The sequence below is a fragment of the Microbacterium maritypicum genome, from assembly GCF_041529975.1.
GTDB lineage: Bacteria > Actinomycetota > Actinomycetes > Actinomycetales > Microbacteriaceae > Microbacterium.
In genome coordinates, this window is sequence record NZ_CP168030.1 from 2,462,997 (window position 1) to 2,486,282 (window position 23,286).

At 68.2% G+C, this 23,286-nt stretch carries 20 protein-coding genes and 1 other RNA gene; 17 read left to right on the forward strand and 4 right to left on the reverse strand.

The features are described 5' to 3' along the window. Positions 1–3 precede the first annotated feature (3 nt). Positions 4–843: an aldo/keto reductase gene (locus ACCO44_RS11980; RefSeq protein ID WP_372466693.1), complete on the reverse strand. Its 840-nt coding sequence runs from the start codon at positions 841–843 to the stop codon at positions 4–6. A gap of 43 nt (positions 844–886) precedes the next feature. Between ACCO44_RS11980 and ACCO44_RS11985 the strand changes: the two genes are divergently transcribed. From ACCO44_RS11985 to ACCO44_RS12010, 6 genes are all read left to right on the forward strand, one after another. Then, positions 887–1,309: a YchJ family protein gene (locus ACCO44_RS11985; RefSeq protein WP_105710052.1), complete on the forward strand. Its 423-nt coding sequence runs from the start codon at positions 887–889 to the stop codon at positions 1,307–1,309. Positions 1,310–1,345: 36 nt separating this feature from the next. Further along, on the forward strand, positions 1,346–2,080 hold the full coding sequence (locus ACCO44_RS11990; protein WP_029261798.1) for a zinc ribbon domain-containing protein: 735 nt from the start codon (positions 1,346–1,348) through the stop codon (positions 2,078–2,080). Between the two features lie 22 nt (positions 2,081–2,102). After that, entirely contained in the window at positions 2,103–3,803 is a 1,701-nt protein-coding gene (locus tag ACCO44_RS11995) for a bifunctional 3'-5' exonuclease/DNA polymerase (protein WP_372466696.1), read from the forward strand. 35 nt (positions 3,804–3,838) lie between these two features. Next, positions 3,839–4,195, forward strand: an RNA gene (rnpB, locus tag ACCO44_RS12000) — RNase P RNA component class A. A 114-nt stretch (positions 4,196–4,309) separates the two neighbouring features. Next, positions 4,310–4,984, forward strand: coding sequence for a HEAT repeat domain-containing protein (locus tag ACCO44_RS12005; protein ID WP_372466697.1), 675 nt, complete (start codon positions 4,310–4,312; stop codon positions 4,982–4,984). 1 nt (position 4,985) lies between these two features. Beyond that, positions 4,986–5,987: a MerR family transcriptional regulator gene (locus ACCO44_RS12010; RefSeq protein ID WP_372466699.1), complete on the forward strand. Its 1,002-nt coding sequence runs from the start codon at positions 4,986–4,988 to the stop codon at positions 5,985–5,987. A gap of 98 nt (positions 5,988–6,085) precedes the next feature. On the opposite strand, the gene ppgK is transcribed toward ACCO44_RS12010, so the two are convergent. Beyond that, positions 6,086–6,832, reverse strand: a complete 747-nt coding sequence (ppgK, locus tag ACCO44_RS12015) for a polyphosphate--glucose phosphotransferase (protein WP_029261802.1) — start codon at positions 6,830–6,832, stop codon at positions 6,086–6,088. 68 nt (positions 6,833–6,900) lie between these two features. Between ppgK and ACCO44_RS12020 the strand changes: the two genes are divergently transcribed. From ACCO44_RS12020 to ACCO44_RS12035, 4 genes are read left to right on the forward strand one after another with little or no spacing between them, the layout of a single operon-like run. Further along, positions 6,901–7,140, forward strand: a complete 240-nt coding sequence (locus ACCO44_RS12020) for a hypothetical protein (RefSeq protein ID WP_036303297.1) — start codon at positions 6,901–6,903, stop codon at positions 7,138–7,140. Between the two features lie 2 nt (positions 7,141–7,142). Then, the gene (gene glnA, locus ACCO44_RS12025; protein ID WP_029261804.1) at positions 7,143–8,480 is read left to right on the forward strand and encodes a type I glutamate--ammonia ligase; all 1,338 of its coding nucleotides are present in this window, start codon (positions 7,143–7,145) and stop codon (positions 8,478–8,480) included. A gap of 9 nt (positions 8,481–8,489) precedes the next feature. Continuing rightward, positions 8,490–11,465 (forward strand): bifunctional [glutamine synthetase] adenylyltransferase/[glutamine synthetase]-adenylyl-L-tyrosine phosphorylase, encoded by a 2,976-nt coding sequence (locus tag ACCO44_RS12030; RefSeq protein ID WP_372466702.1) that lies wholly within the window; start codon positions 8,490–8,492, stop codon positions 11,463–11,465. Between the two features lie 48 nt (positions 11,466–11,513). Then, positions 11,514–12,434 carry a diacylglycerol kinase family protein gene (locus tag ACCO44_RS12035; RefSeq protein WP_105710047.1) on the forward strand — a complete coding sequence of 307 codons (921 nt, stop codon included), beginning with the start codon at positions 11,514–11,516 and terminating at the stop codon, positions 12,432–12,434. A gap of 28 nt (positions 12,435–12,462) precedes the next feature. Here the strand turns inward: ACCO44_RS12035 and ACCO44_RS12040 are convergent, their stop codons facing one another. Next, positions 12,463–13,611 (reverse strand): AI-2E family transporter, encoded by a 1,149-nt coding sequence (locus ACCO44_RS12040; protein ID WP_372466704.1) that lies wholly within the window; start codon positions 13,609–13,611, stop codon positions 12,463–12,465. Positions 13,612–13,982: 371 nt separating this feature from the next. Here ACCO44_RS12040 and ACCO44_RS12045 point away from each other — a divergent pair, with 371 nt between their 5' ends. Then, entirely contained in the window at positions 13,983–14,804 is an 822-nt protein-coding gene (locus tag ACCO44_RS12045; RefSeq protein ID WP_372466707.1) for a helix-turn-helix domain-containing protein, read from the forward strand. Positions 14,805–15,090: 286 nt separating this feature from the next. Beyond that, positions 15,091–15,705 (forward strand): hypothetical protein, encoded by a 615-nt coding sequence (locus ACCO44_RS12050; protein ID WP_372466708.1) that lies wholly within the window; start codon positions 15,091–15,093, stop codon positions 15,703–15,705. Positions 15,706–15,802: 97 nt separating this feature from the next. On the opposite strand, the gene ACCO44_RS12055 is transcribed toward ACCO44_RS12050, so the two are convergent. Continuing rightward, positions 15,803–17,278 (reverse strand): LuxR C-terminal-related transcriptional regulator, encoded by a 1,476-nt coding sequence (locus ACCO44_RS12055; protein ID WP_372466710.1) that lies wholly within the window; start codon positions 17,276–17,278, stop codon positions 15,803–15,805. A 213-nt stretch (positions 17,279–17,491) separates the two neighbouring features. Between ACCO44_RS12055 and ACCO44_RS12060 the strand changes: the two genes are divergently transcribed. Genes ACCO44_RS12060 through ACCO44_RS12080 form a run of 5 tightly spaced genes read left to right on the forward strand, consistent with a single transcriptional unit; the run spans position 17,492 to position 22,881 of the window. Beyond that, positions 17,492–17,866 (forward strand): SHOCT domain-containing protein, encoded by a 375-nt coding sequence (locus ACCO44_RS12060; protein ID WP_029261811.1) that lies wholly within the window; start codon positions 17,492–17,494, stop codon positions 17,864–17,866. Between the two features lie 27 nt (positions 17,867–17,893). Next, positions 17,894–18,850, forward strand: a complete 957-nt coding sequence (locus tag ACCO44_RS12065) for a DUF1214 domain-containing protein (protein ID WP_372466712.1) — start codon at positions 17,894–17,896, stop codon at positions 18,848–18,850. A gap of 28 nt (positions 18,851–18,878) precedes the next feature. Beyond that, positions 18,879–19,721, forward strand: a complete 843-nt coding sequence (locus ACCO44_RS12070) for a tyrosine-protein phosphatase (protein ID WP_372466713.1) — start codon at positions 18,879–18,881, stop codon at positions 19,719–19,721. Then, positions 19,718–22,021, forward strand: a complete 2,304-nt coding sequence (locus tag ACCO44_RS12075; RefSeq protein ID WP_105710040.1) for an arylsulfatase — start codon at positions 19,718–19,720, stop codon at positions 22,019–22,021. The genes ACCO44_RS12070 and ACCO44_RS12075 overlap by 4 nt, the downstream gene beginning before the upstream one ends. A gap of 20 nt (positions 22,022–22,041) precedes the next feature. Continuing rightward, a complete protein-coding gene (locus ACCO44_RS12080) occupies positions 22,042–22,881 on the forward strand; it encodes a helix-turn-helix domain-containing protein (protein ID WP_372466715.1) in 840 nt (279 codons plus the stop codon). Positions 22,882–23,286 lie beyond the last annotated feature (405 nt).

Sequence of the window (23,286 nt, forward strand, 5' to 3'; positions counted from 1 at the left end):
GGGTCAGGACTCCTCGTGGGTCCTCGGGTCGCCGTCGAACAGCCGGCCGTCGGGGCGCCCGAGCGCAGTGATCGCAGAGACCTCGGCGTCGTCGAGCACGATCTCGGCCGCCGCGAGGTTCGCTTCCTGGTGCTCCCGGGACGACGCCTTGGGGATCGACACCGTGCCACGGGCGACGTGCCATGCGAGGACCGTCTGCGCCGGTGTCACGCCGTGCGCGGCGGCGACCTCATGGATCACTGCCTCGTCGAGCAGCTCCTTGGCGCGCCCAAGCGGGCTCCATGCCTCGGTGAGGATGCCGTGCTCGCGGTGGTAAGCGAGCTGCTCCTCCTGCGGAAAGTACGGGTGAACCTCGATCTGGTTGACGACGGGACGCACACCGGTCTCGCGCTCGATACGCTCCAGGTGCTCCGGGAGGAAGTTCGAGACGCCGATCTGTCGGACGATTCCGCGCGCCTGCGCGTCGACCAGCGCAGCCCAGGCCTGGACGTATTCGTCCTGGCTCGGGTTGGGCCAGTGGATGAGGTGCAGGTCCGTCGCGTCGAGCCCGAGGCGCGAGCGGCTCTCCTCGATGCTGGTGCGCGCCTTCGCAGACGCGTGGTGGCGTCCGGGGAGCTTCGTGGTGACGATGATCTCCGAGCGGTCGACGTCGGACGCGGCGACGCCTCGCCCGACGGATCCCTCGTTCTCGTAGTTGAAGGCCGTGTCGATGAGCCGGTAGCCCGCTCCGATGCCCCCTGCGACGGCATCCGCTCCGACATCGCCGTTGAGCGCATACGTGCCGAGCCCGATCGCCGGGAGTGCGAAGCCGTTGTGGGCGGTGAAGGTGGGGACAGTGGTCATCGTGACTCCTCCGGTGCGTTTCCTCCGAGCGTACGCTGAGGGAATGACAGCAGAGACGGACATGGCGTCGGATGACGTGGTGATCGACGACGCGATGCGATGCCCGTGCTCGTCCGGCGAGGTGTTCGGCGGCTGCTGCGGTCCACTGCTGCGCGGCGCCCCCGCTCCGACGGCGGAGCGCCTGATGCGGTCGCGGTACACGGCGTTCGGGCGCCACGATGCGGGTCACCTGCTGCGCACCTGGCATCCGACATCGAGGCCGCGGACGATCGACTTCGAGCCGGATCTCGAGTGGCTGCGGCTGCTCGTACTCGATCGCGTGGCCGGCGGTCCGTTCGATGACCAGGGCGTCGTGGAGTTCGAGGCGATCTGGCGGCAGGGCGCCGAGCGGGGCTCCCTGCACGAGCGCAGCCGCTTCGTCCGGGAGGACCGGCAGTGGTACTACGTCGACGGCGACGTGAGCTGATGGGCGGATGTCGGCGCAGCGACTAGATTTGAGAGCGTGAACGCCAGCCCCGAGAACCAGCGCACCCTGCTCGACATCGCCGACCTCGACCGGCGCATCGCGCAGGCCGAGCGTGCCCGTACCAAGCCGAGCCAGGCGGGGCGGATCACCGAGCTCGTCGCCATCCGCCAGGAGCAGCTCCGCGAGCTGACGACCCTCACCGGCACTCGCGACGATGTGCGCACCGAGCTGAAGCGCCTGGAGTCCGATGTCGCGGTCGTCGAGGCGCGCCGGAACCGTGACGCCGAGCGACTCGCCGCGTCGACCAGCTCGAAGGACGCGCAGGCGCTCGAGCACGAGCTGGCGAGCCTCGCCCGGCGGCAGAGCGACCTCGAAGACGCGGAACTCGACGTCATGGGGCGGCTCGAAGAGGCGGAGGCCGCAGTCGCCGCACAGCAGGCTCTCCTGGAGACGACCACCGCCGAGGGGTCGGCGCTCACCGCCCAGGCCAAGGCAGATGTCGCCGCGGCGACGGATCTGGGTGCGCAGCTCGCCCGCGATCGAGCGGCCGTGGCCGAAGGCGTCTCGCCGGAACTCCTGGCCGAGTACTCCCGTCGCGCGACGAACAGTGCCGGCGCGGCTCTTCTCACCCGCGGCACCTGCGAAGGTTGCCGCATCCTGCTTCCCAGCACCGATCTGAACGACATCCGCCGCGCGGCGGACGACTTCGTGGTCTCCTGCCCCGAGTGCGGCTGCATCCTCGTGCGCACCGAGGAATCCGGGCTCGCATGAGCGGTGCCCGCGCCCGCCGCCGATGACAGCGCCGGCGTCGGGGATCGAACGCCGCATCGCGCTCATCTCCGTCGGCGCACAGGAGTACGTCGCGATCGAGCTCGACGCCGACGACGAAGAGCAGAACCGCACGTCTCTGCGCACCGACGAGCTGTCCGCATGGGTCCACGCCGCGGAGACCTCCGACGCTCCGCGCTGGATCATGCGCACCGCCGCGGAGACCTACGCCCTCCTCCTCGGCGACGGAGTGCGGATCTCTCGCAGCCATGATCTGGTGCTGTGCCATGCGATCCTGCGCGACACCTCTGCGGTGCCGACCCCGCTTCCCGCGTCGCACGAGTGGGAGCGGCGTGAGCCGACCGTTGCGGCGCCGTCGCTGTTCGACGTGTTCGACGACACGAGCGGAGAGGACCCGATCGTCACGGCCCTCGGTCAGTACCGGGCGCAGCGGGAGACGATCGCTGCGGCGCCGGATGGTCGCCTCACGCTGCTGTGCGCGGCGGAGTCGGCGGGCGGACTCATCGCCGAGGAGATGCGGGCCGCGGGGTTGCCCTGGGACGAGGGCGTGCACGATGCGATCCTGACCGACACGCTGGGCACGCGTCCGGTCGCCGGTGGAACGCCGAGTCGTATGGTCGAGCTCGGCGATCGAGTGCGGGAACTCCTCGGCGACCCCTCACTGCACCTCGACAGTCAGCAGAAGCTGCTCAGGGCGCTGCATCGTGTCGGGGTGCAGGTGGAGTCCACGAGCCGGTGGGAGCTCGCCGAGCACGACCACCCGGTCGTCGAACCGCTGCTCGCGTACAAGAAGCTCTCCCGGCTGCTCAGTGCCAACGGCTGGGCGTGGCTCGCCGAGTGGGTGCACGACGGGCGGTTCCGTCCCGTGTACATCCCCGGTGGCGTGGTCACCGGGCGCTGGGCCTCTGCCGGCGGAGGCGCGCTTCAGCTTCCGCGCAGTCTGCGCCCTGCGGTGCGTGCCGACCCTGGATGGACTCTCGTCGTGGCGGACGTCGCGCAGCTGGAGCCGCGGATGCTCGCTGCGATGGCCTCCGACGAGGCGATGGCGCGGGCGGCGCGGGGGAGCGATCTGTACGCCGGCGTCGTCGCATCCGGAGCGGTGGCCACCCGGGAGGAGGCGAAGTACGCGGTGCTCGGTGCGATGTACGGCGCCACGACCGGCGACAGTGGGCGGCTCGTTCCACGGCTGAGGAAGGTGTATCCGCGCGCCATGGCGCTCGTCGACGCGGCGGCGCGCACGGGCGAGGACGGCGGCATCGTGTCCACCTGGCTCGGCCGATCATCGCCCCGACCCTCGGTGGAGTGGATGCGTCTGCAGGCCGATGCCACCGGCGCTGATGCCGATCCGGCGGTCGTGGCGCTCGCTCGGCGCCGGGCGCGTGACTGGGGGCGATTCACCCGGAACTTCGTCGTGCAGGGGACTGCCGCCGAGTGGTCGCTGATCTGGCTCGCGGAGATCCGCCACCGCCTGCAGCAGATCCCCGAGGGCTTCACCACGGCCACGGCATCCGGTCCCTTCGCGCAGGCACCGCACCTGGCCTTCTTCCTGCACGACGAGGTCATCCTGCACATTCCGCAGGAGCACGCAGAAGCGGCGGCCGAGGCCGTGCGTGAAGCGGCCGCGGTCGCGACGACCCGCCTCTTCGGGTCCTTCCCGATCGACGTGCCCCTGGACCTCCGGATCGCAGAGTCCGCCGAGAAGTAGGAATGGCCTCCCGAGAAGTAGACTGGGAGTGCGAATGGGTCGACTGGACGGCCGCGTGGCGGGTGACCGCACCGAGGAACGTCCGGGCTCCTCAGGGCAGGACGGTGGGTAACGCCCACCCGGAGCAATCCGCGAGAAAGTGCCACAGAGAGTAGACCGCCCCGCAAGGGGTAAGGGTGAAAGGGTGGTGTAAGAGACCACCGGGGGCCATGGTGACATGGCCCGCCAGGTAAACCTCGTCCGGAGCAAGGTCAGACAGAGGATGATGACGCGGCTCGCCGAGTCCTCGGGTAGACCGCTAGAGTGCCACGGCAACGTGTCGCCGAGAGAGATGGCCGTCGAAGGGGCGAAGAACCCTGGAACAGAACCCGGCGTACAGGTCGGCCCATTCGCATGAATCGACCTGATCCGCTGGTCACCTTCGAAGCACCTCGGAACCGCGTCTTGTCTCCGTCTTGACCTTGACACGCTGACAAGGTGTGAAGTGGGATGTGGAGGTGGTCCTCATGACCCAAGACAACATGACATCCCCCGAGAGCCGGCTGCGCAGCGCGTTGAGCGCGTCGGACGCATCAGTCAGGCTGCAGACGGCGCTCACTGCAGGGATCCACACGGACGACGCGTACCTGCCGGTGCTCATCGAGCGGTGCTCGGTCGAGCCCGACTTCTACGTGCGGGACATGCTCACATGGGCGATCACCCGCCAGGATCGGACGAAGGCCGTCGAGCTCCTGCTGCCCGAGCTCGACTCGACGACTGCTCAGGCCCGGAGCCAGGCCCTGCACAGCCTCTCGAAGCTCGGCGACCGGCGTGCCTGGTCAGCGATCACCGTGGACTTGCTGCGTGACGACGACGTCGAAGTCGCGAAGGCGGCGTGGCGCACCGCGGCAGGCCTCGCGCCGGAGAGTGAGCACCCCGCACTCGCCCGCGAGCTGGTTCGCAACCTCGGCCGCGGAGATCGTGAGCTCCAGCGAAGCCTGAGCCGGGCGATCGCGATGCTCGGCCCCGCCGCCGAGTCCGTCGTCGACGCGGCGACGGATGCGCCGGACCCCGGGGTTCGTGAGCACGCGCTGGCCACAGCACATGTCATGGCATACCCGGACGATGGTTTCGAGGCGGCCATCGAGGAAGCCCGGCGAGTGGTCGCGCTTCGGGACGCACCGACGGTCGGAGACGACTGACATGCTCATCGGGGAGGTCGCTCGGCGAAGCGGGGTGAGTGCACGCATGCTGCGCCACTACGACCGCATCGGTCTCGTCTCGCCGACGGCGCGCACCAGCGGCCACTATCGCCAGTACGCGGAAGTGGATGTCGAGCGGCTGCTCCACGTGGAGAGTCTGCGATCGCTCGGCCTCAGCTTGGCGGAGGTCGCCGACGCACTCGACTCCGAGGCGTTCGCATCGGCGGATCTCGTCGAGCGCCTCGTCGAGCGCGCGCGGGCCCAACAGAGCGCCGCGACCGAACTCGTCTCGCGTCTGGATCGCATTCACGCGAGCGATCCTCGCGAGGTGGCCGATGCGCTTCGTGTCATCGCACTCATTCGTGGATTCGATTCCGTGAGCGCGTCCGGCCGACAGAGGTTGGCTCTGACACTCGAGAAGGGCGACGAGCGCGACACGGCCGTCCTCATCGAGGCTCTGCTCCGCGAGGATGAACCGAACGTGGCCGGCGCGGTCCTCTGGTCCCTCGCGTTGATCGGAGACCCCGCGGTTCCCGTTCTCGCGAGGGAGCTCACCTCAGCGCACGCGCAGCGACGACACCGTGCGCTGGAGGCGCTCCTCAAGATCGGCACGCCGCGAGCGCTGGCGTCCGTGGCCCGGCAGACGACGCACGCGGACCCGCGAGTTCGTGCTCGCGCGAACATCGTCGGGAGTATGTCGGGCGACATCGCCGTGGTCGCCGCACTGGTCGCGCAGGTGGCCGCGGGGGAGCTCGACATGGAGGCGAGCGACGCTCTGGAGGCGCTCGCCTCTCGTGAAGGGTTCACGGGCGAGCTCGTCCGTGCTTCGACGGCGGTGATGGGGATGACCGACGCCGATGGACGTCGGCGCCTGGTCGGGATGCTCGCGTGCATCCCCGGGCCCGACGTCGAATCGGTGCTGCAGACGCTGGCCGCCGACCCGGAGCCCTCCGTCGCGATCGCTGCCCGCGCCCACCTCGGGGTTCGCACGGAGCGCCGCTGACCGGCCGAGACGGGTTCGTCCACGCCGCCCGACTCATGATGAAGGCCCCGATGACTGCAGAGTCATCGGGGCCTTCGAGGTTCAGGAGCGGGTGAGGATCAGTCGCCGGCGAGCGACGCGGCGCCGATGATCCCGGAGTTGTTGCGATGGATGGCCGGCACGATCGGGGTCTTGAGGTCGAGGAGCGGGAGGAAGTCTCCGGCGTTCTTCGACACGCCGCCGCCGACAACGAACAGGTCGGGGCTGAACAGGAACTCGATGTGCGAGTAGAAAGCCTGCAGGCGCTCCGCCCATGCGGCCCAGCTGAGGCCCTCGCGCTCGCGTGCCGATGTCGCGGCATACGTCTCGACCGACTCGTACTCACCGAAGTTGAGGTGGCCCAGCTCGGTGTTCGGCAGCAGCACGCCGTCATAGAGGAAGGCGGACCCGATGCCGGTGCCCAGGGTCGTGAGCAAGGTGAAGCCGCGCACGTCCCTGGCCGCGCCGTGGCGGGCCTCGGCGACGCCGGCGGCATCCGCGTCGTTCACGAACACGATGTTGCGGCCGAGTCCGTCGCGGAAGAAGCGCTCCGCATCGAAATCGATCCATTCCTTCGACACGTTCGCCGCGGAGAGCGTCTTGCCGCGCTTGACGATGGCCGGGAAGGCGACACCGAGCGGGAGGGTCGAATCGTGAACGTCGAGGGTCTTCAGAACGGTCTGCACGGCGTTCAGGACATCCTGAGGCGATGCGCCTTCAGGGGTGGGGACCCGCACCCGGTCGGATGCCATGATTCCGTGCTCGAGGTCGACGATTCCTGCTTTGATTCCCGTGCCGCCGATGTCGACGCCGATCGCTTTTGCCATGGGCGATAGCTTAGCGACCACGGTGCACGCCAGTAGGATCGATGACATCACGTGAAGAAGGGACAGGCATGTCTGACGGTGACCACAAGTACTGGTACAACTCCGAGACCGGCGAGGTCGAGTTCGGCATGATCTCGCCCTCCATCGACCGGATCGGGCCCTTCGACACGGAGGCCGAAGCCCGCCGCGCGCCCGAGGTGCTCAAGGAGCGTTCGCGCGCCTGGGCCGAAGAGGAAGCCGTGGAGCAGGGCTGGGACGCCAAGGGCTCGCAGAACGCGGGCGACGCAAAGGGCCAGGGCGCAGAGTAACCATGGACAAGCAGAGGGATTTCGTCCTCCGGACGATCGAGGAGCGCGGCGTCAAGTTCGTGCGGCTGTGGTTCACCGACGTCATCGGCACGCTCAAGTCCGTGGCGATCGCTCCGGCCGAGGTCGAGGGGGCGTTCGCGGAAGGCATCGGTTTCGACGGTTCGGCGATCGAGGGGCTGACGCGCACCTACGAGTCGGACCTGCTCGCGCAGCCGGATCCGACGACGTTCCAGACGCTGCCGTGGCGCGGCGAGATCGATCCGACGGCGCGCATGTTCTGCGACCTGACGACGCCCGACGGACAGCCGGCCGTCGCCGACCCGCGGCACGTGCTCAAGCGCACGCTCGCGAAGGCCGCGGATGCCGGCTTCACGTTCTACACGCACCCCGAGATCGAGTTCTACCTGCTCAAATCGTCGTCGTTCGGGCCCGACGGTCCCGTGCCGGTCGACTCGGCCGGCTACTTCGACAACGTTCCCGGCGGCACGGCTCACGACTTCCGTCGCCGTTCGGTGCGGATGCTCGAAGACCTCGGCATCTCCGTCGAGTTCAGCCACCACGAGGGTGGACCCGGACAGAACGAGATCGACCTCCGCTATGCGGACGCCCTCACGACGGCCGACAACATCATGACCTTCCGCACGGTGATCAAGGAGGTGGCGATCGAGCAGGGCGTCTACGCGACGTTCATGCCGAAGCCGCTCAGCGATCAGCCCGGCAGCGGCATGCACACCCACATGTCGCTCTTCGAGGGTGACCAGAACGCCTTCTACGAGGAGGGCGCGAAGTACCAGCTCTCCAAGACCGGCCGACACTTCATCGCGGGTCTTCTCCGACACGCGAACGAGATCTCCGCCGTGACGAACCAGTTCGTGAACTCCTACAAGCGGCTCTGGGGAGGCGACGAGGCGCCGAGCTTCGTCACCTGGGGGCATGCGAACCGCTCGGCCCTCATCCGCGTGCCGATGTACAAGCCGAACAAGAGCCAGTCGTCGCGCGTCGAGTACCGCGGCATCGACTCCGCCTCGAACCCGTACCTCGCCTACGCGCTGCTGCTCGCGGCAGGACTCAAGGGCATCGAGGAGGGCTACGAGCTGCCGCCCGAGGCCGAGAACAACGTGTGGTCTCTGAGCGACGCCGAGCGGCGTGCACTGGGATACGAGGCACTTCCTGCGAGCCTCGACCACGCTCTGGAGTACATGGAGGCATCCGAACTCGTCGCCGAGACGCTGGGGGAGCAGGTCTTCAACTACGTGCTGCTCAACAAGCGCAAGGAATGGGAGGCCTATCGTGGCCAGGTCACCCCGTTCGAGCTGAAGAGCAACCTCGAACTGCTCTGACCTGCGCCGATGGCCCGACCGGACGACTCCGTCTCCCTCTCCGCCCTGGCCAGGCTCGGTTTCGCCGAGTTGAGCGAGGCGGCGGCATCCCTGTCCGAGTTGGCGACGGTTCTCGGAATCTCGCGATCGTCACTTCTCGAAGGAGCGGATGCTGCCGACCCCGACGCCGCGGTGCGGGGAATGGTCCGTGTCGCGCGTCGGGACCCCGGACCCCTGAAGGGCCTGCTCGACATCGCTGAGACGCGTCACCGCGTGTGGCGGGTCTTCGGTGCCTCGGAAGGGCTGGCCGACTTCTTCCTCCGCCATCCCGATCAGCTCTCGGTGCTGGGGGAGGCCCTCGACGCGTTGCCGTCGCCTGAGTCGCTCCGGACGCAGCTGCTGGCATCGGTCGGCGCCCGAGATGGCTTCGCGACGTCAGCGGACGATGCCGCGGTCGTGGCCGTGCGTGTCGCGTACCGACGCAGCCTCGCCGCCATCGCCGCCTATGACCTGACCCACCCCGAGCCGAAGACGGTGGTTGCCGCGGTGTCCGCCGCACTGTCGGATGCCGCCGGAGCGGCCTTGGAGGCCTCGCTCGCGATCGCACGCGCGCGTCTCAGTGAGACCACCCCGCGGGAGCAGGTAGCGGCGACGCGGCTCTCGATCATCGGCATGGGAAAGGCGGGCGCCCGCGAGCTCAACTATGTCAGCGACGTGGACGTGATCTTCGTGGGCGGCACCAGCGACGAGGAGGTCGTGACGGAGGCCCGCGCGATCGACATCGCGACGCGGCTGGCCCGCGAGACGATGCGCGGTCTCGACAGCATCGAGGTGGAGCCCCCGCTGTGGGAGGTCGACGCCAACCTGCGGCCCGAGGGCAAGCAGGGTGCCCTCGTGCGTTCGCTCGCCTCGCACCTCGCCTACTACGATCGCTGGGCCAAGAGCTGGGAGTTCCAGGCACTCCTGAAGGCACGACCTCTCGCCGGAGACGCCGACCTGGGCGCCGAGTACGTCGAGGCGGTGCAGCCGAAGATCTGGTCCAGCGCCGCTCGTGAGGATTTCGTCGAGAGCGTCCAGCGGATGCGCGAGCGCGTGACCGAGCACATCGATCCGGACGACGCGCCATATCAGCTCAAGCTCGGAGCGGGCGGTCTACGCGATATCGAGTTCACCGTGCAGTTGCTTCAGCTGGTCCACGGCCTCACGGACGAGTCGATCCGCACGCGCGGCACGCTCGAGAGTCTCGACGCCCTCGTCACCGGCGGGTACATCGGACGAGCGGATGCCGCGACGTTCGCCGACGACTACCGCATCCTGCGACTCATGGAGCACCGCCTGCAGCTGCGCGAACTGAGCCGCACGCATCTGCTTCCTCGGACTCCCGCCGGTCTGCGCGTACTGGCGCGCAGCACGGCACTCGCCGAGAGCGGCGACGGTGTATGGACGCGATGGGAGGCTGTGCGCCGCGAAGTGCGCGAGATCCACACTCGGCTGTTCTACCGCCCGCTTCTGAGCGCGGTGGCCGGTCTTCCCGAGGAGGAACGCACACTCTCCACGGCGCAGGCGCATGACCGCTTGGCGGCCATCGGGTTCCGCGACCCCGCGGGCGCCCTGCGGCACATCGGTGCACTCACGACCGGGCTCAGCCGCAAGGTGACGATCCAGCGGGCGCTGATGCCGATCATGGTGCGGTGGTTCGCCGACGGAAGCGACCCCGATTACGCGCTTCTCGCGTTCCGTCGCATCAGCGAACGCCTCGGCGACACCCCGTGGTTCCTTCGGATGCTGCGGGACTCGTCGGGTGCTGCCGAGAGCCTCACACGACTGCTGTCCTCGTCACGCTACGTCGGGGAGCTGCTGGAGTGGATCCCGGAATCCGTGGCCTGGCTCGACAGCACCGAACGGCTGCGTTCCCGCGGTGCGGCGGCGCTCGACGAAGAGGCGCGCGCGATCCAGACCCGTCACGAGACCATCGGCGACGCCCTTCGAGCGGTGCGGGCTCTGCGCCGTCGGGAGCTGCTGCGGACCGCGATGGGCGCCGTCCTCGGCGTGCTGACGATCGAAGAGGTGGCTGTCGCGCTCACGGAGATCACCGAGGCGACCATCCAGGCGGCCCTGCGCGCCGTCATCCGGGAGGTGGTTCCCGATGACGCCGCAGAGCTCGACTTCGCCGTCATCGCCATGGGGCGTTTCGGAGGTGCCGAACTCGGTTTCGGGTCGGACGCCGACATCCTCTACGTGTACGACGCGAACGGGGTCGACTCGCAACGGGCGCAGAAGCTCGCCACGCAGATCGTGGCAGGACTCCGCGAGCACCTGACCGATCACAGGCTCCCACTCGATCTCGACGCCGACCTCCGACCGGAGGGGCGGAACGGACCGGTCGTGCGATCGATCGCCGCGTACGCCGAGTACTACCGGCGCTGGTCGCTCTCCTGGGAGGCGCAGGCGCTCCTGCGCGCGCGGGGGGTGGCGGGGAGTGCGAAGCTCATCGAGCGGTTCACGGCCCTCGCGGACACGATCCGCTACCCGGAATCGGTCGACCTCCAGGGAACGCGTGAGATCAAGCGCATCAAGGCCAGGGTCGAGGGGGAGCGGCTGCCGCAGGGCGCTGATCCGCGGCGACATCTGAAGCTCGGCCCCGGCACGCTCAGCGACGTCGAGTGGCTGGTGCAGCTGCTGCAGCTGCAGCATGCGCACGCGATCCCCGGCCTGCGGACCACAGCGACACTCGGTGCGCTGGACGCCGCCGTCGCAGCCGACCTCGTGGAGGAGGGCGACGCCGAGCGGTTACGGGAGGCGTGGCGCCTGTCGAGTCGGCTGCGCTCGGCGATCACACTCCTCACCGGGCAGACGAGCGATCTGCTCCCCGCCGATCGGCGCCAGCTGGATGCGATCGGCAGCCTGCTGGGATACCCGGAGCGTTCGGCGACCGAGCTCGAGGAAGACTACCTCGGCGTCACCCGACGCGCGCGCAAGACCTTCGAGGAGCTGTTCTACGGATAACCGCCGCCTCGGTTTGCAGTATCGGGCGACGTGTCCCAAGCTGACGATATGACCCCTACGCGCATCGGAATCGTCTGGAATCCCTCGAAGGTCGATCAGAACGTTCTGCAGGACGCGGTGAGCGACGTGTTCGACGAGCAGTACGACATCCGTTGGTGGGAGACGACGCCGGAGGACCCGGGCCGCGGCATGGCCCGGGAGGCTCGCGAAGACGGCCGGGGCATCGTGATCGCCGTCGGGGGAGACGGCACCGTCCGCGCGGTCGCGGAGTCGCTGGCGGGTTCGGAGACGGCTCTCGGGATCGTTCCGCAGGGCACCGGCAACCTCCTCGCCCGCAATCTCGAAGTGCCGCTGAACAACGTCGCCGCAGCCCTCCAGAGGGTTCGGGACGCGGAGCCGCGTCGCATCGATCTCGGTTGGGTGTCGTACGACGGCACCGAGCACGCGTTCGCCGTCATGGTCGGGTTCGGGATCGACGCGCAGATGCTGGTCGAAACCGACGACGACCTCAAGTCGAAGGCCGGCTGGCTGGCCTACGTCGAGGCGATGGGTCGTGCCCTGGCCGGGACCGAGATGACCGACATCACCCTCGCCATCGACGGGGAGAAGGCCGTGGCGGTGCGCGGGCACACCATGCTCATCGGCAACTGCGGAATGGTGCAGGGCGGCATCCGCCTGCTCCCCGATGCCGTTCTCGACGACGGCAAGCTCGATGTGCTCATGATCAGTGCAGACGGCGCCCTGCAGTGGTTGGACACCCTGCGCTCCTTCGTCTGGGACAACGGCATCCGACGGATCTTCGGTGCGACCGATGAGGCGGTCAGCACCGATTCCGCGCGCCACCTGCCCGTCGAGAACATCTCGGTTCAGTTGAAGACGCCTCTCATGTTCGAGATCGACGGTGAGGAGATGGGCGAGCTCTCCGCATTCGAGGTGCGCGTGGAGGCCGGCGCTCTGCTCGTACGCTGAAAGGTGTTCGGCCGGCGGACTGCGCGGGTCAGACGGCGGTGACCGGGGGCACGATCTTCCGGTCCTGAGCGGGGAACGTCACCTTCTGCACGATGATGATGATGCTCGCGGCGACCGGGATGGCGACGAGCGCTCCGAGGATACCGCCCAATGCGCCACCGGCGACCGCGGCGATGACCACGAGCGCCCCGGGAACCGCGACGGCCTTGCTCATGATGCGCGGCGAGAGCACATATGCCTCGATCTGCATGTAGATCAGGTAGTAGATGATCGCGATCAGTGCGGTCAGGGGCGAGACGAAGAGGCAGATCAGCGAGTTGATGATCGATGCCGTCAGCGTTCCCACCAAAGGGATCATGGATCCGATGAAGGCGATGAGGGCGAGTAGCGCGGGGACCGGCGCCCCGATGATGCTGAGGAAGATCAGGCTCAGGACGCCGTTGATGAGCGCCAAGCTCGCCTGCCCGATCACATAGCGCCCGACCGCGCCGGAGACGTCTTCGAGCAGTCCGCTGAAGGTTCCCCGCTGGTAGGCGGGGACGAAGCGCGCGGCCACATGCTTCATGCTCCGCAGGGACGCCATGAAGTACAGCGTCAGGATCAGGACGATCGTGATGCCGGTGAACCCACCGGCGATCCCCGCGCCGACCGCGAACACGCCGCCGCCGATGTCGAGGAAGTTGTCCGGGTCTCCGACGAAGTCAAGGATGCCCTGGACGGCATCCTTGATGCTCGAGCCGAACTGGCCGCTCACGTCTTTGTACCAGGCGCTGGCCATGAAGTCCTCGACCATCTGCGGGCCGTCCTTGATCAGGTTGCTGATCTGCTCGACGAGGATCGGGACGATGGCGAGGATGATTCCCGCGAAGGCGAGGACCACACCGGCGACGACGATGGTGACGGCGGCCGGGCGCGGGAGTTTCTTCTCGATGAACGTGACGATCGGGTCCAGTCCGAGGGCGAGGAAGATCGCCACGCCGATGTAGACGAGCACGGTCGCGAGCTGACCGATGATGCTGCCGACTGCCAACGCGACCAGGACCCCGAGCGCACCGAGCAGACCGAACATGAACGGGTTCGTGCGCGCATATGCGGCCACCGCGTTCGACGGCTGTGACGGCGCGGCTTCCACAGGTGTGCGCGGTTCGGCCTTCGCGATCACTCTTCTACGGCGCATGGTTCCCCCGGTCGATGGTCAGACTCACCAGTTGATCATTCGTGTGCCCGGCGGTCAAGCGCAGAGTCCGCGCGGCGGCGTAGTCGGTCGCCTCGGCACGGCTGCCGGACCGATATGGTGGGATCGAGGGCCCCGTACCCGGGGGGCCGGGCTGCGGTGGGGAACCGCATGGGGAGGGTTTCATTGTGCTGTGGGGACGCGTTTCACCGAGAGAAGTCGACCGGTCGTCGACGTTCGAACCCGACGCGCCACGTGCGCTCAGGGGGAAGCACACGCTGACTCTCTCGCGACGCCGCTGAGGTGGCCGGAGAGAACCGCCCGTCGCCCTTCCCGGCGCTGGGCGTCTGTCGAGCGCGATCGGGAGTCGTGTCGTGCCCGTGACGAGAGCGCGCACGCTGGCCATGTTCGGGAGCGTGCGCATCCGCGAGTTCGTGGCGGGGCGCGATGACGCGCGTTCGAGGCTCGACCGCGTGCCGGGACTGATCGGACTGCACAGTGTCCGCTCCGGCAGCATCGACATCGGCTCCCCGTCCGGAACGGTGCGACTGGCGGAGAACGATGCTTTTCTGCTCAACCACGATGCGACCGTTCTGACTTCGCCGCTGAAGCGACTGCGTCTGCTCTCGATCGTCCTGCCCGCGGAGGTGCTCGCCGGGTTCGCGGCGCCGGCGCCGGGCGAGATCCGGCCCGTGTCACCGTCGACGTCACTGCTCGACCCGGCGGTCGCGTTCGCCGAGCGGGCGGCCGTCGTGGACGCCGATCCGGTGAGCACCTTCGGGAGCTACTACCTCGAGCGTCTACTGCAGGAGATGGTGCTGGGCGTGGCTGTCGAGGCCACCCGTGCCGCGGCGGCCGGCCTTCCGCCCGATCATCATCGCGATGCCCTGAACCTGATCACCGCGCAGGCGTCAGATCCTGTGCTGTCGCCGCGCGGCGTCGCCGAGCAGCTCCGGCTTTCCCTGCGTCAGCTGCAACGTGCGTTCCGGGCACAGGGTGCGACGGTGGAACGGGAGATCCGCCGATCGCGCGTCGAGCATGCGATCGGTCTGCTCACGGATCCCGCGTACGACCGCCTGAGCATCGAGGAGATCGGTCGGTACTCCGGCCTCTCCGGCGGGTCGAGCCTGGCGCGGGCGATGGTGCACGAGGGGCGGCGTGCCCCGTCGGAGGTCCGACGGCGACGAGAGGGGTGACCTCCGTCGGCGGTGCGCGTCATACCCAGCGCGACACCCCTGGTCGAGAAAGCGACATGTGCGTGCCGGACGGGAAGTGCCGGTCGTCCCCGCTGCCAGCATGACGGATGGCCGGCCGTACTCCCATTCGCGGCTGCCGCACGAGCGCGGAACCCGCCGCGCGATCCACACGGGTCCAGCGAGTGTGCCGATGCGTCGAAGCTCCGCGTGGCCAGTGCCACGCGGCGAGACGTCGTGACACCGGTCACCCGAGTGGACTGTGCCGACCCCCAAGGAGAACATCGAGATGAATGAGAACGAGAACCAGCGCGGTGCCGGCTTCGACCGCCGCACCGTGATCAAGGCGGCGGCCTGGTCGGCACCGGTCATCGCGGTAGCCGTCGCCACCCCGCTCGCCGCCGCGAGCGAGAACACGCCCGACCCCCAGCCGCAGCCGGCCCCTGGAGGGGGGCTCTCGTCGTGGCAGGGCGGCACCTCGGTCCAGACCTGGACGGCCACGCAGCCGAACCGCGTGCAGGTGAACACGGGGCAGACCCTCGGCTTCAACGCTTTCGACGGCACAACCGGCGACATGGAGCCGGCGGGCAAGTTCACGGCGGGGACCGCCACCGTCACCGTCGCGTGGGGTGCCGGTAACGGCGTGACCAACCCGGGCAGCTACCGCCTCCAGGAGCAGAACCTGCACGGATGGACCCGCGTCGGATCGCTTCCGGCCGACGGCACATCGGGGAGCGTGACCTACACCTACAGCGGTGTGCTGAACGGCGCGGAGAATCTCGTGCAGCTGCCGGTGCTCTGGCTCCTGCCGTCCGCGGGGGGTGCGCTCGTCGACACGTACGTGAACACCACGCTCTCGTCGGACTTCCTCAGCGAGAAGACCTCCGGCTCGAAGGTGCCGTAACCACCGCGTATCGACGTCGTGATCGGAGAAGCGCCCGCCGGGATGACCGGCGGGCGCTTCGTCTTCGTGCGCGTCTTCTCCCACCGGGCTGTGCACATCATCGGGCAAGCGTCGAGCGCACGGCCTCGCGTCGGGTGGTCACACCGAGCTTCCGGTAGACCGAGCGGATGTGCGTCTTGACGGTCGGGTAGGCCACACCGAGGTGCGCGGCGATCTCCTCGGCCGTCATCGTCGTGCGCAGGCACCCGAGAACCTCGCTCTCCCGCGGCGTGAGCACGCCGGCGAGGCGTCGCGACAGTTGTCCTCGTCGCTCCAGGACGACGGCGAGGAAGGGATCATGACGTGATCCCCGATGCGCGTGTGCGCTGAGGAGGTCACCGATCAGCGGGTCGTCCGACAGGAACGGGGCGAGGATCCGCTCCGACGAGGCGGCCTCCAGCGCTCGGTCCAGGAGCTCGTGTGCTTCCGACCCGCGACCGGCCGCAGACCGCAGCGCGGCGGAGGTGATCAGCGTGCTCACACGTGCGTACCGGGGCAGGGCGCCCGCCGACGCCAACCGCAGCGCCTGAGCCGCGAGCGCTGGCTCATCGAGGACCCGGTAGAGCTCGGCGAGCACTGCGTGCGCCACCGCGGCACCGGGTCGTGTGAGCGCGGGCGCCGCGATGGTTCGCGCGCGCTGGTCATGCCCCTCCGCATGCGCGAGCAGCGCGGAAACCACCCGCCGTAGCGTGTCCCACGGAATGCCGTGCTTGTCGGCCCTGCTTACGCCACGGATCAGCTCGGATGCCGCGTAGTAGCGGTCGTCACGCTTCAACGCGACGAGGCTCATCACCAGGTAGAGGCGGGCGAGGGCTTCGAAGTTGTGGCCGGGAGCGGTATCGGCGACCGCAGGATCCAGGTGGCGGATCGCCTCGTCGTAGTCCCCGCGCCAGTAGGCGATGGTTCCACGATTCGCCTGGGGGAGACCGCCTTCGAAGACGTCCCAATCGGACGGTGCCGCCGCGACCGGGAGCGCATCGAGGGTCTGCTCGGCCTCTGTGAAGAGCCCGGCGTGGGTCAGCGCGAAGGCGAGGTTCGACTGGGCGAGCCGGAAGGTCTCGTCTCGGTCGTGCAGACGCGCCTCGTCCGCTGCGGAGCGGAGCAGTGCGATGGCCTCGCCGAGGTCCCGCCGGAGTCGGACCTCGGTCCACCCCAGCAGGAAGAGCGCGGAGGGATAGTCGTCCTCCGGGCCGCATCGGGTGAGAGCGTCCCGGGCGCGGTCCGCGGCGACGGCCTTGGCGGAAGCATCCGTCGCGAGAAGAAGCTCGGTGAAGCAGACGACGAAGTCCTCTGCGGCGACGCTCAACCCCTGACCGCGCAGGAATGTCGCACCGTGCGAGTCGCCGAGCAGGTCGCGGCAGCACGCGCGGATCAGGAGAACGTGCGCGTCGTGCGGGTCCGGCTGAGCGAGACAGAGCTGCTCGAGTTCGCGGGTCCGGGACTCGAGGATGAGGCGGAGCCAGTTCCGGCGCAGAGCCGTACGGGCGAGCTCCGGATCAGTGGGGGAGATGTCCTCGCGGACGGCGTCGATCACGCGTCAACGATATCGGCGCCGGGAGAGGCGGGGGCGGCGGATGACCCCGGCTCTCATCCGGCGCGGATGAGAAGCGCATTCCGAGGGGGCGGGACTGGCCAGAATTTCAGCGACGCTCGTGTCTTCGGCCAGACCGCAGAACGGGCACCCGACACTGCTCTTCATCCTCGCGGGACGCGAATGCGCTCCGGCGGGAGAACGGAATCAACAGACATGCTCTTCTGGGAAACGCTCGGCTGGATGCTGTGGGCGACCGTCTTCATCGGCTACCTGTTCGCGCTCTTCGCCATCATCGCGGACCTGTTCCGCGATCGCGGCCTGAACGGGTGGTGGAAGGCGGTGTGGGTCGTCTTCCTGATCTTCCTGCCGTTCCTGACCGTCCTGGTCTACCTCATCGCGCGCGGCCAGGGGATGGCCGAGCGGAGCAGCAGGGCGGCGCGTGAATCGGCGGAGGCGACCGAGTCCTACATCCGGGAGGTCGCAGGCAAGACGGCGACCGAGGAGATCGAGGCCGCGGCCCGACTCCGTGATGCGGGCGCGATCAGCTCCGAGGAGTTCGACCGGCTCAAGGCCAAGGCTCTCGCCTGATCCGTTGACATCGACAGCAGGAAGCTCATGCCCGCAACGAAAGTGACCGTGCGCAACTTCGCTCGCGCCGAGTCCGACCTCATGTTCTCCCGCCTCGCGGCCGGGGTCGGACTCGGCGCGTGGAATCACAGCCGCGGCCTGAAGCCTCTCGATGATCAGCCGATCATCCGACAGAACCGTGACACCCTCTACAGCAGCGCCGTCATCGATGTGCGCGAAGATGTCACCCTCACGCTGCCGGACACCGCGGGTCGTTACATCTCCGCGTTCGTCGTGAGTCAGGACCACTACGGTCCACTGTTGCTGCGGGATGCCGGTCCCCACGTGCTCACCCGCGACGCGATCGGGACCGACTACGCGGTGATCCTGGTGCGCATCCTGGTCGACCCGAACGATGCCATCGACGTCCTGGAAGTGAACCGTCTCCAGGATGCGATCGTCTTGGAGGGTGGCGGCGTGGGGGCGTTCCCGCTGCCGGAGTACGACGAAGCGTCGCAAGCAGAGACCCGCGACGCGCTCCTCACCCTGGGACGCGGCGTCGCCACCTACGACCACGCCTTCGGAACGCCGGCGGAGGTCGATCCGGTCATGCATCTGCTCGGCACCGCCGGCGGCTGGGGCGGCCTTCCCGAATATGAGGCCACCTACATCAGCATCGATGAGGGGCTGCCGGTGGCTGACTACCGGCTGCGGCTCGAAGACGTGCCGGTCGACGCTTTCTGGTCGGTGTCGCTCTACAACGCCGCCGGCTACTTCGAGCAGAACACTCTCGGGGTGAACAGCATCAACAGTCTGACGGCGGTCGCAGACGACGACGGCGGAGTGACCATCCACTTCGGCGCCGACCCGGTGGGCCACTCGAACGCGTTGCCCATCATGCCGGGTTGGAACTACACACTGCGGCTCTATCGTCCGCAGCAGTCGGTCCTCGATGGCAGCTGGGTCCCGCCGCGCCCTGAGCCGATTCCGACCGACGAACGTTGACGACGGTCGAAGAACAGGAGAAGAGTCGATGAGCATTCCGATCACCCGCCGCATTCCCCTGCGCAGCGCCCCGAACCTGCGTGATCTCGGCGGGTTGCGCGCAGCCGGGGGAGTCCTCCGGTCCGGTGCCGTCTATCGCTCGGCCACCCTCGCTCGGCTGGAAGGCGATGACGTGGAGGCCTTCCTCGGGCTGGGCATCACGACCGTCTATGACCTCCGTACGGTCGGCGAGCGCGGCGCGTCACCCGATCGGTTGCCCGACGGCGTGCGGCTCGTCGGCCTGGATGTGCTGGCCGACAGCACCACGGATGTCGCGGCGGGCGTCGGCCAACTCGCCAGTAACCCGGTCGGGCTCGCTGCGACGCTCGGAGACGGGCGCGGCGTCGAGCTGATGCGGGATTCCTACCGGAACATCGTGAGTCTCCCGTCCGCACTCGCGGCCTACCGGGCGTTCTACCTCGACCTCATCGATCCGGCTCGTCGCGGTGGGGCGCTGTTCCACTGCACGACGGGCAAGGATCGCACGGGGTGGGCGGCGGCTTCGCTGCTTCTGCTGCTCGGCGTCAGCGAGGGCGACGTGCGTGCCGACTATCTCGAGACCAACACCGACCTGCTGCCCGCTCTGCAGCCGCTTCTCGCGGCCGCCGCGGCGAAGGGGGTGGACACGAGATTGCTCCTTCCCGTCCTCGGCGTGCGTGCTGAGTATCTCGACGCAGCGATCGACGAGGCGCACACGAGGTTCGGAGGGATCGAGGGCTACGCCGTGGATGGGCTCGGTCTCGACCCCGCTGATCTCGTCGCGCTGCGTCGGCGTCTCGTCCTCCATGACGGCGAGGCGCAGCCGTCGACCCCCGAAAGGTACTCCTCATGAACCCGCAAGACGTCCTCCCGTTCCCGCCGACCCCGTCCGCGAGCATCGCGGGTCGCACGATGCAGGAATCGGTGTACGGCCAGAGGGCGGCTCCGTCGCGGCTTCCCGATGACGCGCCGAACATCCTCATCGTCCTGATCGACGATGCCGGACCTGGTCTTCCGGACACCTTCGGCGGTGAGGTGCGCACCGACACACTGTCCCGCGTGATCGACGAGGGAGTCGGCTTCAACAGGTTCCACACGACCGCGATGTGTTCGCCGACGCGGGCGTCTCTGCTCTCCGGTCGCAATCACCATCGGATCGGGAACGGACAGATCGCCGAGCTGGCGAACGACTGGGATGGGTACGCGGGCGAGATCCCGCGCTCCAGTGCGCTCGGCGCCGAGGTGTTGAAGGACTACGGGTACTCGACCGCCGCGTTCGGCAAATGGCACAACACGCCCGCGATCGAGACGGGAGCCACCGGGCCGTTCCACAACTGGCCCTCCAACATCGGATTCGAGTACTTCTACGGCTTCCTCGCGGGTGAAGCGTCGCAGTACGAGCCCCACCTCGTGAGGAACACCACGAGCGTCCTGCCGCCGAAGACCGCCGCCGAGGGATACCACCTCAGTGAGGATCTCGCCGACGATGCCATCGGCTGGCTCCGCGACCACAAGGCGCTGGCTCCGGACAAGCCGTTCTTCCTGTACTGGGCGTCCGGTGCGATGCACGGCCCGCATCACATCATGAAGGAGTGGGCGGACAAATACTCCGGGCGATTCGACGGCGGCTGGGACGAATACCGCGAGCGGGTCTTCGCGCGTGCCAAGGCGAAGAACTGGATCCCCGAATCGGCGGAGCTGACCGAGCGGGACGCGCGGATGCCCGCGTGGGATGACATCCCCGAAGACGAACGGGAGTTCCAGACCCGGTTGATGGAGATCGCCGCCGGTTTCGGCGAGCACGCCGACGTGCAGGCGGGACGCGTCATCGACGAGATCGAGGCGCTCGGATACGGGGACAACACCCTGATCATGTACATCTGGGGAGACAACGGGTCGTCCGGTGAGGGGCAGAACGGCACGATCAGCGAACTGCTCGCCCAGAACGGCATCCCGTCGACCGTGCAGATGCACATCCAGGCGATGAACGAGATGGGCGGCCTGGACGCTCTCGGCACGGCCAAGGCCGACAACATGTACCACGCGGGATGGGCTTGGGCGGGCAGCACCCCGTACAAGGGTATGAAGCTGCTCGCCTCCCACCTCGGTGGCACACGCAATCCGTTGGCGGTGCGCTGGCCGGCGCGGATCACCCCGGACTCCACGCCGCGGTCGCAGTTCGTGCACTGCACGGACGTGGTCCCCACCCTCTACGACCTGATCGGGATCACTCCGCCTCGCGAGGTCCGCGGCGTGCACCAGGATCCGATCGACGGATCCAGCTTCGCCGCGGCGCTCACGGACCCGGAGGCCGAGGAGACGCACGTCACCCAGTACTTCGAGATCCTCGGCAGCCGGGCTATCTATCACGACGGGTGGATGGCGTCGGCCTTCGGTCCCCGAGCCCCCTGGGTTCCCGGACTGCCGGAGGGGATCGCCGACTGGAGCCCAGACCAGGATGCCTGGGAGCTGTATCACCTCGACGAGGACTGGACGCAGGCTCATGACCTCGCAGACGAGCATCCCGACAAGCTCGCCCAGCTCAAGGAGCTGTTCGCCATCGAGGCGGCGAAGAACAGCGTCTATCCGGTCGGCGGCGGCCTCTGGGTGCCGATTTACCACCCCGAGTTCCGCATCTCGACGCCGTACCGGAGCTGGAGCTTCACCGGCGACCTGCGACGGATGCCGGAGTTCATCGCACCGGCGCTCGGGAACCGCGCGAACAGGGTGACGATCGACGCATCGCTGCCGGAGAACGCCGAGGGAGTGCTCTACGCGCTGGGTGGCGCCGGAGGAGGCCTCACGTGCTACCTGGACGACGGCTACCTCTGCTACGAGTACAACACGTTCATCGTGCACCGCACCAAGATCCGGTCCGCGGAGCGCTTACCCGTGGGGCGCGCGGAGATCGTCGTGGAGACCGGCTACGTCGAAGCGCGGCCGGCCGGACCGCTGCGCATCGACATCTCGCTCGACGGCCGGCAGATCGCGACCGGCACCGTGCCCGTCAGCGTCCCGCTGCTGTTCACCGCCAACGACTGTCTCGACATCGGCGTGTGCCTGGGTGGTTCCGTCTCGCTCGACTACTTCGACCGTGCGCCGTTCGCCTTCACCGGTGAGATCCACGCGGTCGACGTGATCTACACGAGCTGACACCGGCGGTCGAGGTGGAGGTGCTGAAGCAGAGCCTCAGGCACGGGTGGAGTTACGACGCTCGACCGCAGGTCTACGAGTACGACGAGACGGCCACCGATGACTTCGGGTTCGCGCGGCTGTGGAGCGGGGGGATGAGTACTGCGCTCCTGAGCCGCGAGGGGATCGTCCATGTGGCGGCGATCGTGGAGGGAACCGCCGAGGTGACGGTGGACGGCAGCAAAGTGCAGATCGAGGCGGGGCAGATCATCCTGCTCGACGGCGACTCCGCACTCCACGCCCACTCGCCGAAACCGTGGGCGCGCTACGGCTGGTTCTTCCGCGACAGCATCCTGCGGGGGCGGGAGTATCGCCGCCTGATGGGAGAGCCGCGGTCGATCACGCGAGAGTCCCTCCTCGCCATGACCTCTGTGGCCAACACATCGCTCGATGCGAACCGGTCCGGGGTGAAGCCCTCCATCCACTCTCGGATCGCGATGGAGCATCTGGCCGCCGCTGCGGCCTATGAGCATTCGTCCCGGTCCCGCACTGATCCTGTTCACCGAGATGGCCTGTTCCTCGCCGCGCAGACGCTCATCTCCGAGCGGTTTCGCGACCCCGCCCTGACCGTCGAGGTGCTGTGCCGAGATCTCGCCGTGAGTGCCAGTTCACTGCATCGCGCCTATCAGCCGATGGGCATGAGCCCGCGGAGAGAGATCGAGCGTCATCGCGTCGCGGAGGGTCTGCGCCGGCTCGCATCCGACGACGGGAAGCACGGTCCCTCGGTGGCGGACATCGCCGCCGAGTCCGGATTCACCTCCGTCGTCACGATGCGACGTGCGCTCACGAGGGCGGGACATCGCGCGCCCCGCGGGAACTGACCGCTCCCACGCTCGTCGCTGTCTCGCGGCTCGGCGTGCCCGAAGGCAAGCCTCGACGGAACATTTTCTGTCACGACGAACCTCTTTGTCGCAGATGCCGCCCCCGCTCTTCAACCGGGAACGTCTTGTCGAGAAACTGACACTGCTTCACCACCTGTCGTTGGAAAGCCGGGATGGAGCAGCACCCGAATCCGTGACGAAAGGCGAACCATGTCGCATACAGCCTCATGGCTTCTCACGTCACCCCCGGGCGTTCCTTTCCTCGCCTCGGGGAACGACACCTTCACCCCGCACGTGGTATCCCCAACATGTGCGTGGTGATGCTCGCCGGCTCTTCGTGACCGGCTGGAGCGGCGAGGACCTTCGGGAATCATGTTCGGCCCCCAGCCGGACTCGTTCCCGGAG